The sequence below is a fragment of the Streptomyces saintjeani genome, from assembly GCF_055409605.1.
Genome location: NZ_CP189624.1, coordinates 6,597,252 through 6,607,922, shown reverse-complemented (window position 1 = coordinate 6,607,922; position 10,671 = coordinate 6,597,252). Strand labels below are relative to the sequence as shown.

The 10,671-nt window shown below is 70.9% G+C and carries 7 protein-coding genes; all 7 read left to right on the top strand.

What is annotated here, in order from left to right; all coding sequences use genetic code 11:
- The first annotated feature begins 3 nt into the window (after positions 1-3).
- Entirely contained in the window at positions 4-3,876 is a 3,873-nt protein-coding gene (locus tag ACQCO7_RS30230; RefSeq protein ID WP_464074774.1) for an amino acid adenylation domain-containing protein, read from the top strand.
- Between the two features lie 12 nt (positions 3,877-3,888).
- On the top strand, positions 3,889-4,101 hold the full coding sequence (locus ACQCO7_RS30225) for an MbtH family protein (protein ID WP_464074773.1): 213 nt from the start codon (positions 3,889-3,891) through the stop codon (positions 4,099-4,101).
- Complete coding sequence (locus tag ACQCO7_RS30220) at positions 4,098-4,787, top strand: thioesterase II family protein (protein ID WP_464074772.1); 690 nt, start codon at positions 4,098-4,100, stop codon at positions 4,785-4,787. Before ACQCO7_RS30225 ends, ACQCO7_RS30220 begins: the two co-directional genes overlap by 4 nt.
- Before the next feature lie 14 nt (positions 4,788-4,801).
- On the top strand, positions 4,802-5,626 hold the full coding sequence (locus tag ACQCO7_RS30215; protein ID WP_464074771.1) for an SDR family oxidoreductase: 825 nt from the start codon (positions 4,802-4,804) through the stop codon (positions 5,624-5,626).
- Positions 5,627-5,794: 168 nt separating this feature from the next.
- Positions 5,795-8,122, top strand: a complete 2,328-nt coding sequence (locus ACQCO7_RS30210; RefSeq protein WP_464074770.1) for a non-ribosomal peptide synthetase — start codon at positions 5,795-5,797, stop codon at positions 8,120-8,122.
- A gap of 134 nt (positions 8,123-8,256) precedes the next feature.
- Positions 8,257-8,730 carry an SRPBCC family protein gene (locus ACQCO7_RS30205; RefSeq protein ID WP_464074769.1) on the top strand — a complete coding sequence of 158 codons (474 nt, stop codon included), beginning with the start codon at positions 8,257-8,259 and terminating at the stop codon, positions 8,728-8,730.
- 543 nt (positions 8,731-9,273) lie between these two features.
- Complete coding sequence (locus ACQCO7_RS30200; protein ID WP_464074768.1) at positions 9,274-10,617, top strand: hypothetical protein; 1,344 nt, start codon at positions 9,274-9,276, stop codon at positions 10,615-10,617.
- Positions 10,618-10,671: the final 54 nt, after the last annotated feature.

The window sequence follows — 10,671 nt, the reverse complement described above, 5'->3', positions numbered from 1 at the left end:
CCGGTGACTCCCCCCACCACCCCCAAGCCGGCACCGGCCGACGTCCTCCCCCTCACCCCGCTCCAGGAGGGCCTTCTCTTCCACGCCCTGTACGAGCACGAGCGGGGTGAACAGGACGTCTACGTCGTCCAGTTGGTGTTCGACCTGGAAGGCCCGATGGACGCGGACCGCCTGCACGCCTCCGCGCGGGCCCTGCTGGACCGCCACCCCAACCTCCGCGCGGCGTTCAGGCGCCGCCGGGGCGGCCAGCCCGTACAGGTCGTCCCCCACCGCGCGGCCCTCCCCTGGACGGAAACCGACCTCACCACCGTCGACGACCAGGAAGCGGCCTGGGCCGAACTCCTCGACAAGGACCGTGAAACCGGCTTCGATCCCACCCGGCCTCCCCTTCTGCGCTGCACGTTGGCCCGCCTCTCCGACCAGCGCCACCGCCTGCTGATCACCCACCACCACATCCTCCTGGACGGCTGGTCGGTCGCGGTCCTGGTCCGGGAACTCCTCGCCCTCCACAAGGGCATCGAGCTGCCGCCCGTCCCGCCGTACCGCACCTTCCTCCAGTGGCTGAACCGCCAAAGCCGCACGGCCGCCGAGGAAGCCTGGCGCGACGCGCTCGACGGAGTCACCGAACCGACCCGCCTGGCGCCCCAGGCACCTCCGGGAGCGGGCCAACTCGCCCAGGCGAGAGTTGAGTTGTCCCCGGAGACGGGCGCCGCCCTCACCACGGCCGCGCGACGCCTCGGCGTCACCCTCAACACCCTTGTCCAGTCGGCCTGGGGGCTCCTCCTCGGCCGGCTGACCGGCCGCGACGACGTCGTGTTCGGTACGACGGTGTCGGGACGTCCGCCCGAACTCCCGGGCGTGGAAAGCATGGTGGGCCTGTTCATCAACACGGTCCCGACGAGGGTACGGCTGCGTCCGGCGGACTCCCCGGCCCGCCTCCTGCGCGAGGTGCGCGACACCTACGCGACGCTCCTCGACCACCACCACCTCGGCCTCGCGGACATCCAGCGGGCGGCGGGGGTGCCCGAACTCTTCGACACCCTCCTCGTGTTCGAGAACTACCCGGCGGACCTGGCGACTTCGGGCGAGGGCCTCCGGCTCGCCGGTTCGAGCGGCCGTGACGCCACCCACTACCCGGTGACGCTCGTCGCGCTCCCCGGCCCTCGCCCGCGCTTCCGGCTCGCCTACCGCCCGGACCTGTTCACGCCCGAGTGGGCGGAGGCCACGCTGGCCCGGCTGGTGCGGATCCTCACGGCGATGGCGGCGGAACCGGAGCAGCCCCAGGGGCTCATCGCGCTCGAAGACCGGCCGTGCCAGGCCCAGTTGCCGCCGGCCGCGTCCCGGACGCTCATCGATCTCTGGTCGGCGCAGGTGGCGGCAACTCCCGATGCCGTCGCCGTACTCGATCGCGGAACCTCTCTGTCGTACCGCGAACTCGACGAGAGGGCCCGGCAGTTGGCTGGGCGGCTCGTCGAACTCGGCGCGGGGCCCGAGCGGGTGGTGGGGATCGCGCTGCCGCGTACGGCGGAGTTGGTCGTCGCGGTGCTGGCGGTGCTCACATCGGGTGCCGCGTATCTGCCACTGGACCCGGCGTATCCGGCGGAGCGGCTGGCGTACATCGTCGGGGACGCGCAGCCGGTCGTGGTCCTGGCAACAGCAGAAGGCACGGCCCGCGCGTTGCCCGACGGAACACCGGTACTCGATCCGACCCGTACAGCCGGACAGCAGACTCGGGTAACCGCTTCCACAACTCCCGCCACCCCCGACAACCTGGCCTACATCACCTACACCTCCGGCTCCACCGGCCGCCCCAAGGGCGTCCTCGCCACGCACCGCAACGCGGTCGAGTTCGTGGAGTGGACGCACACGGCGTTCGGCCCGGAGCGGCTGGCGGAGGTCCTGTTCTCCACCTCGCTCAATTTCGACGTGTCGGTGTTCGAGATCTTCTCGCCGCTGACCTGCGGCGGCCGGATCGAGATCGTCGAGAACCTGCTCGCCCTGACCGACGGCACACCCCGCGAGGCGGGCCTGATCAGCGGCGTTCCGACGGTCATGGCGAGCGTCCTGGCCGAACGGCCCCCCGTCTCGGCCCACACGGTCGCCCTCGGCGGCGAGCCGATCCCGGCCCGGCTGCGGAAAGACGTAGAGAACGCTTTCCCCGGCGTACTGCTCGTCAACTTCTACGGCCCGACGGAGGCGACGGTCTACGCGACGGCGTGGCGGTCGGCCGACGACACCCCCGAGGCGCCCACGACCCACGGCACCAGCACCGGCACCTCACCGCGCGACCAAGAACCGCCCATCGGCCGCCCGTTGGCCCGCAACCAGATCCATCTCCTGGACCACGCCCTCCAGTTGGTCCCCGACGGCGCGGTGGGTGAGGTGTACGTCGCGGGCGGCGGCCCCGCACGCGGCTACCTCGGCCGCCCGGCGCTGACGGCCGAGCGCTTCGTCGCCGATCCGTTCGGGAGACCCGGTCAACGCCTTTACCGCACCGGCGACTTGGCGGTACGCGAGCCCGACGGCCAGCTGCGTTTCCTGGGCCGCGCCGATCAGCAGGTCAAAGTCCGGGGTTTCCGCATCGAGTTGGGCGAGGTGGAGGCCGCGCTCGCAACACATCCGGCGGTCGAAGAGGCGGCGGCGGCCGTGCGGGAGGACGCGCCGGGCGAGAAACGGCTGGTCGCGTACGTCGTCCCCGGCGGGCCGGTCTCCCCCGACGCCCTGCGCGAGCACCTCGCCCGCACTCTCCCCGCCCACATGGTGCCGACCGCGTACGTCACCGTCCCCGCCGTCCCCCGTACGGCGAGCGGCAAGTTGGACCGCCGCTCGCTCCCGGCCCCGGACGCGCTCCTCGCGGCGAGGACCGCTCCGCGCACCCTGCGGGAGGAGCGGATCCGGGACATCTTCGCCGAGGTGCTGAGTCTGGACGCGGCCCAAGTCGGCGTCCATGACAGCTTTTTCGACCTCGGCGGGCACTCGCTGCTGGCCCCGCGCCTCACCTCCCGCATCCGGGCGGAACTCGGTGTCGAACCCTCGCTGCGGTCTCTCTTCGACGCGCCGACGGTCGCCGCGCTGGCCCGGGGGCCGGTGGAAGCGGGCGCCGCGCCGCTCGGCCCGCTGCTGCCGCTGCGGGTACGGGGCGAGCGCGAGCCGCTGTTCTGTCTGCCGCCCGCGTCCGGACTGGCCTGGGGGTTCGCCGGGCTCGCCCGTCATCTCGCCCCGGGGCGACCGCTGTTCGGGCTCCAGTCGCGCGGGCTCGTCCCCGGCGAGGCTCCGGCCGCGACGCTGGCCGAGGCGGTCGCCGAGCACACCGCGCGCATCCGGGAGCGGCAGCCCGAGGGGCCGTACCACCTGCTCGGCTACTCGATGGGCGGGCTCGTCGCGTACGAGGTGGCCGTCGCGCTCCAGGCGGCCGGGGAGAAGGTCGCGCTGCTCGCGGTCCTCGACGCCTTCCCCGGTACCTGGATCCGGCAGGCGCCGCCGGCCGACCGGCCCACGCTGCTGCGGAGCATCCTCACCGTCCTCGGCCGTCCGACTCCCCACGTCCCGGTCACCGACGACCAGTTCGTGGAGGTCATCCGGAGCGTGCCCGACATGGCCGGTGGCCTCACGGATGACGAACTCGCCGCGCTGGTCGAGGTGACGGCCCGAAACGGGCGCCTGCTCCAGGAGTTCGCGCCCACCCTGTACGACGGTGACCTGCTGGTGTTCACCGCCGCCGACGACCCGGGCGCCGTGCCCGGCCGGTACGGCGACTGGCGTCCGTACGTCACCGGTCGCGTCGTCGACCACGAAATCCCTTGCACCCACGGGGAGATGACCCGCCCCGGGGCACTGGACCGGATCGGCCCGTCGCTGGCCGAGCAACTCGCCTAGGAGAAAGCCGACATGACCACCAACCCCTTCGACGACGACTCGATCGAGCACTTCGTGCTGGTGAACGACGAGAACCAGCACTCCCTCTGGCCCGCCTTCGCCGAGGTACCGGCCGGGTGGACGGTCGTGCACGGCCGGGCGAGCCGGACCGCGTGCCTGGAGTACATCGAGGAGCACTGGACCGACATGCGTCCGCAGAGCCTCATCGACGCGATGGGACAGTGACCGTGACCAAGCTGATCTGTCTGCCCTACGCCGGTGCCGGCGCCTCCTTCTACCGGCCCTGGTCCGGTGGCGAGTTGGAGATCGTCGCACCTCAGCTCCCGGGCCGTGAGCGGTTGATCGACGACGAACCGTACCGGGACGTGCACGAGGCCGTGGCCGGGCTGCTGAGCCAACTCGACCTCGACGGCGGCCGGTTCGCGCTCTTCGGGCACAGCCTCGGAGCCGTCCTCGCCTACGAACTCGCCCACCGGCTCGTCGCGGTGCCCGGCGTCGAGGTCGCGCACCTCTTCGTGAGCGGCTCCCCCGAGCCCGATCTCGGGCGTGAGCGACGGGCCACCGGGCTGTCCGACGACGAATTCCTCGACCGGGTCGGGGAGTTCGCCGGGTACCGGCATCCCGCGCTGGAGGACCCGGAGATGCGGGAACTGCTGCTGCCGACGCTGCGGGCGGACGTCGAGATGCACGAGACCTACGTCCGCAGCACGAGCCTTCCGCTGGACGTACCGATCACCGTTTTCCGGGGCGTGGACGACGAGTTGGTGAGCCGTGACGAGGCGGCCTCCTGGTCCAAGGCGACCAGCCGTGACTTCGACCATGTCGAGGTGCCCGGCGGTCACATGTATCTCACCGAGTCGGGGCCGGAGTTGGCGCGCACGATCGCCGACCGGCTCAAGTCCGTTTCGTAGTCAGGGAGTTCCGTATGCGTCTCGACGGCAAGTCGGTGCTGGTGACCGGCGCGGCTCGGGGGTTGGGGCGGGCGATCGCGGTGGCCTGTGCCCGTGAGGGAGCCGATCTGGCTCTGCTGGACATCTGCGGTGATCTGCCCGGGGTGCCGTATCCGCTGGGCACGCGGGGGCAGTTGGAGCATACGGCCGACCTGTGCAGGCAGGCGGGCGCTGCCGTGGTGACGGTCGAGGCCGATATCCGGGACCTGCCGGCCGTACGGGAAGCGGTGACGGTCGCCTGTGACCGGTTCGGGCGGATCGACGTTGCCGTCAACAACGCGGGGATCGCGGCGCCTTCGGGGAAGCCGGTGCATGAGATCGACGAGGACGAGTGGGCGTTGATGATCGATGTCGACCTGTCGGGCGCGTGGCGGGTGATCCGCGAGGTGGGCAAGGCGATGAGTGCCCGGCGGTCGGGGAGCATCGTCAACGTCGCTTCCACGGCCGGGCTGGTGGGGTATCGGCACTTCGCCGGGTACGTCGCCGCCAAGCATGCGGTGATCGGGCTCACCAAGGCCGCCGCGCTGGACTACGCGCCGACGAAGGTGCGGGTGAATGCCGTGTGCCCGGGGTCCGTTCGGGACGAACCGCAGGCCGAGGGGCGGATGCTGGCCGAGATCGCGCGGGCGCTGGAGGTGCCGGTCCATGAGCACGAGCGGACGTTCGTGGAGGCGCAGCCGATGAACACGCTGATCGAGCCGGAGGACGTGGCCGGGGCGGTCGTGTTCCTCGCGTCCGACGAGTCCCGGCAGATCACCGGGTCCGTACTGACCGTGGACGGCGGGTTCAGCGCCCGCTGAACTGCCTGAGAACATCGAGGAGTTACCCCCGTGTCGTCGTCTCTTGCCGCGCGCTGCTGTGCCCTGCGGACCCCGTCGGCCTCTGTCGAACCAGGGTCTCGGGTTTGGATCGAGGAGCTGCCCGTACCCGCCGATCATCCGATCGCCGTGCGGCGTCGGGAAGTTGAGATGGCGCGGGCCGCGGAGGGGGTGCGGCGGGTGGTGTTGCGGTACGCGGACGGCGGCAGCGATCTGATCGCTGTCGGGCCGCGTGGGGGTCACGTCGGGCCGGTGGACGGGCCGGAGAGCGCGCCCCCGCCTCCCTGGGGTCTCCCCGACGGCATGCCGGGTGCCCCGTACATTCTGCCGATCAGCGAACTCGGCGATGAGACGAGCTGGTTGACCGCCCTCGGTGTGACGCTGGCACGGTACGGCTCCGAGGACGCGCTCCTCGGTACCGATCACGGCGCCTACGTCCTGCGCGACGCGAAGCCCGTTCCCGCGAGCGGTCCCGTCCTCGCCGGGCTCCTCTTCGACGACGTCGAGTGGGGCGGGGAGTATGTGCCGTGTCTCGCGCCGCCGTTTCCGTTGACCGTGTCGGTCGTGCGGGACGTCGAAGGGGTTCGGCTGCGGTGCGACCATCTCGGGAGCCACTTCTCGGGAGGGATCGCCGCCCAGTTCGTGCGGCATCTCGTGCATGTTCATCGGCAGGTTCTCGACGAAGTGCCTCCGAGCGAAGTGGAGTTGCTCGACGCCGGGGAGCGTGAGCGGGTCGTGGCGCTCGGGCGGGCCGGGCGGGTCGCCACGCCGGGGTCGGGTGCCGTCAGTGTTGTGGAAGCGTTTGCACAGATCGCCGGGCGGGCGCCGGAGCGCATCGCCGTGACGGACGGCGCGAAGCAGCTGACGTACGGAGAACTCGACGTGCGGGCCGGGGAGTTGGCGTGGGGGCTCGTCCAGCGAGGGGTGGTGCCCGGGGATCGGGTGGGGGTGTGTCTCGACCGTACCGCCGAGCTTGTCGTCGTGCTGCTCGCCGTGCTGAAGGCCGGGGGGACGTATGTGCCGGTGGACCCCGCGTATCCGGCGGAGCGGATCGCGTACACGGCTCGGGACGCCGGGTTGCGGGTGATGGTGACGCGGTTGGCGGGGTTCGCCGATGCGGTCTCGCCGGATGAACTCGTCGGCGGAGAAGGGGAGTTGCCTACGCCGGGGGACGGGCCCGCGTACGTCGTCTACACGTCCGGATCGACGGGGCGGCCCAAGGGAGTCGTCGTCCCGCATCGGAACGTCATCGCCCTCGTCGATGCGACGCGGGAGGAGTACGGGCTGGGTTCGCAGGACGTGTGGACGTGGTTCCACTCCGCCGCCTTCGACTTCTCCGTCTGGGAGATCTGGGGGTGCCTGCTCACCGGGGGGCGGCTGGTCGTCGTACCGTACTTCGTCTCGCGTGAGCCGGACGCCTTCCGGGATCTGCTGGTGTCCGAGCGGGTCAGCGTGGTCAGCCAAACGCCGTCCGCGTTCGGGCAGTTGATGAGTGTCGAACACGGGGCCGTGGGTGTGCGGTTGGTCGTCTTCGGGGGTGAACCCCTCGATGCACGTGGGGTGTTGCCGTGGTTCGACCTGCATCCCGCGTGCCGGCTGGTCAACATGTACGGGATCACCGAGACCACCGTCCATGTCACCGAGCAGACCCTCACCCGGGCCTTGGCTCTCGCCGGGACCCGTTCCGTGGGGCGGGCGTTGCCGGGGTGGAACCTGTATGTCACCAGCCCCGAGGGTGAGTTGCTCCCTCCCGGTGTCGCGGGTGAGATCTGCGTCGGTGGTGCCGGGGTCGCGCTCGGGTACCTCGGGCAGGAGGAGTTGACCGCCGAACGGTTCGTGCCGGACCCGTACGGCGACGGTCGGCTCTATCGCAGCGGTGACCTCGGCCGGCTGCGTCCCGACGGGCGGCTCGACCACCTCGGCCGTATCGACAGTCAGGTCAAAGTCCGGGGATTCCGGATCGAGTTGGACGAGATTCGCAACGTCCTGCTGGAGGATGCCGATGTGCGGACGGCGGCCGTCGTCGTCCACCGCGAGGGGGACGCGGCCGGGGCGCGGATCGATGCGTACGTCGTACTGAACGGCGGCAGCACCAGCACCGTACGCGAACGCGCCGCCGGCCTCCTCCCCGAGTACATGGTGCCGGCGACGGTCACCGCACTGGACGCCTTGCCGTTGACGGCGAACGGGAAGCTGGACGTGTCGCGGCTCGTCGCGGCTCCGGCGCCCGCGCGGCAACAAGAGCAACCGTTTACTGACGATCTCACCGCCTGTCTCACCAGGATCTGGAGCGACGTCCTCGGCACGGACGTCGGTCCCGACGACGACTTCTTCGAACTCGGCGGGAACTCCCTCTTCGCCGTACGCATCACCGCCGCGCTGCGGGAACAGGGGCTTCCGGCCGTACGGCTGCGGGAGCTGTACCGGAATCCGACGATCAGGGGGACCGTTGCGGGGTTGGAGCGGGGCGGAGACTAGGATTCCGGCGATCTCAAGATCCGTGTCGTGAGTCGGCGGACTCAGCGGCCGGCCGATGCACAGAAACCCTGACAGACCTCCGACACCCCCCATAGAAACCGCGCAGTAACCCGTTACAGAAACGAGGGAGCCCCATGTCCGACGAGCGCTTCGAGGTGACCCGCGAGATAGCCGCGCCCCCGGCCCGCGTCTTCGCCCTCCTCACCGACCCGCGCGGCCACGTCTCCATCGACAGCTCCGGCATGCTCCAGTCCGCCGACGGCGAGCGCGTGGCCGAGGCCGGTGACTCCTTCGTCGTACACATGGACCGCGAGGCGCTCAACGACCGCCCGATGGGCCGGTACGACGTGACGGTCGTCATCACCGCGTACGACGAGGACGCGCTGATCGAATGGACGCCCGTGTCCCCCGACCTCAAGCCGGACATCGACCACCGGTACGGCTACGTCCTGCGGCCCACCCCCACCGGCACGCACGTCACCTCGTACTACGACTGGAGCCGGATCCACGAGCGTTACCGCGCGGCCGGCATCTTCCCCATCCTCCAGGAATCCGCCCTCCGTGCGACGTTGGGCATCCTGGCGCGCACGGTCGAGAATCCGGCCTGACCGTATGCCGGACGCGGTCGTCGATCCCTCGCCGGATAGCATCGGATGATCTCCCGCTGAACAGCGGGCGGCGTACGAGTGGCGAGGGGGCGGGGCGGGCTGTGGGCGGTGCGGTGGGGTGGTTGCGCGTGCCCGTGGGGGAGGATTCCGGGCGGTGGGTGACGCGGAGTGGGTGCCGGCGGGTGTTGTTCGTCGTGCACAACGTCACTTCGGCCACACGGTTGTTGGATGTGCTGCCGTTGTTCCACAGCGATGTGCGGGTGCAGTTGTTCGCCACGTGCACGGGGTCGTCGCCGTTTCTCGCGGGGGTGCCGGAGTTGTTGGCGGGGGTGGGGGTGCCGGTGGTGCCTTGGGAGCAGGCGAAGGAGACCGAGTTCGACCTGGCCGTCTCGGCCAGCTATGGGGGTGAACTCGGGGAAATTCAGGGGAATTTGGCCGTATTGTCACACGGGGTCGGATATAATAAGAGGCTGGCAACGCCTCAACGCCTCAACGCCTCAACGCCTCAACGCCTCAACGCCTCAACCACCCGCCCCAGCCCCCGTGTTCGGCCTCTCGTCCGACTGGCTGCTTCGCCCTGACGGCCGACCTCTCGCCGCCGCGACCGTCCTGTCCCACCCCGAACAGCTCGACAGGCTCAGGGAGTCGGTGCCGGCAGCGGCGGAGACCGCGGCTCTCGCGGGGGACCCCTGTTACGACCGTATCCTCGCGGCACTTCCTCAACGTGAGCGATTCCGCCGGGCGTTGGGTGTTGCGCGCGGGCAGAAGCTGGTCGTCGTCAGTTCCACCTGGGCGCCGAGGTCCCTGTTCGGCGGCGATGCGTGGGACGAGGACGATCTCCTCCCCTGGCTCCTCTCCCGGCTCCCGGTAGAACTCCCCGCCGACGAGTACCGCACGACAGCGGTCCTCCACCCCAACATCTGGCACGGTCACGGCCCCGGCCAGGTACGAGCCTGGCTGGACGGCGCGCAGCGGGCCGGACTGGACACCGTCGACCCCCTCGACGGCTGGCGGCAGGCCCTGATCGCGGCGGACTGCGTACTGGGCGACCACTCCAGCGTCACGTACTACGCCGCGTCCATCGGCGTCCCCGTACTCCTCGGTGCCTTCCCCCAGCAGGACTTGGCCCCGGACTCCCCGGTGGCCGCCCTCGGCCGCACGGCCCCTCAGCTGGTCCGGCGGGGCAGCCTCCGCGCCCAGATAGACCGGGCGATCAGCACACACGACCCGGCCCGCTACAAGGACCTCGCGGAGCAGACGAGTTCGTCGCCGGGCGAGTCCGCAGCGCTTCTACGGCGCCTTTTCTACGACCTGTTGGGAATCCCCGAACCGGAAACACACCCGCCCCTCCTCGACCCCCTCCCACTCCCCCCGTACACCCCGGCCCAACTCACCGCCCCGGTACGCGTGTTCACGCGTCGCCGCGACAACGCGATCGAGGTGACCCGTCACCCCGTGACCGGCGACGCCCCCGACCCGCGCACCGACTCCGACGCCGCCCACACGGTCGTCGACGAGGAGACCCGCGAGACGGGCCGCCTGACGCTCGCCGACATCGTCGTACGCCGCGCCCACGAGAACGACCCCCGCCTGGGCCCGCCCGCGTCATGGACGGCGGAGACGCTCGCTAGGTACCCGTACTGCGGCCTGGCGGTGTACGTGGACGGACCGGACCGGTGTGTCGTGGGGACGCGGGACGGAAGGGTCGTACGGCTGACGGCGGCACCGGAGCCGGACGGCCGCGCGGACCTGTGCGACCCGGCGGCGTACGCGTCGGCGCTGTACGCATGGCTGACCGACGAGGAGCAACCGGCGGAGATGCCAGGCGAGTTGACGGTGTGGACGGGGGCGGAGGCGCACCGGGTCGGCGTCACGAGCTACCCCTGAGCATCACCGGCCCCTGAAAGGAACCTGCCCCGGATCTGCTGAGGCGCATCCCCC

Coding starts and splice junctions, on each gene's coding strand:
- ACQCO7_RS30210 (WP_464074770.1), top strand. CDS start 5,795: ATGGCGCGGGCCGCGGAGGGGGTGCGGCGGGTGGTGTTGCGGTACGCG.
- ACQCO7_RS30215 (WP_464074771.1), top strand. CDS start 4,802: ATGCGTCTCGACGGCAAGTCGGTGCTGGTGACCGGCGCGGCTCGGGGG.
- ACQCO7_RS30205 (WP_464074769.1), top strand. CDS start 8,257: ATGTCCGACGAGCGCTTCGAGGTGACCCGCGAGATAGCCGCGCCCCCG.
- ACQCO7_RS30225 (WP_464074773.1), top strand. CDS start 3,889: ATGACCACCAACCCCTTCGACGACGACTCGATCGAGCACTTCGTGCTG.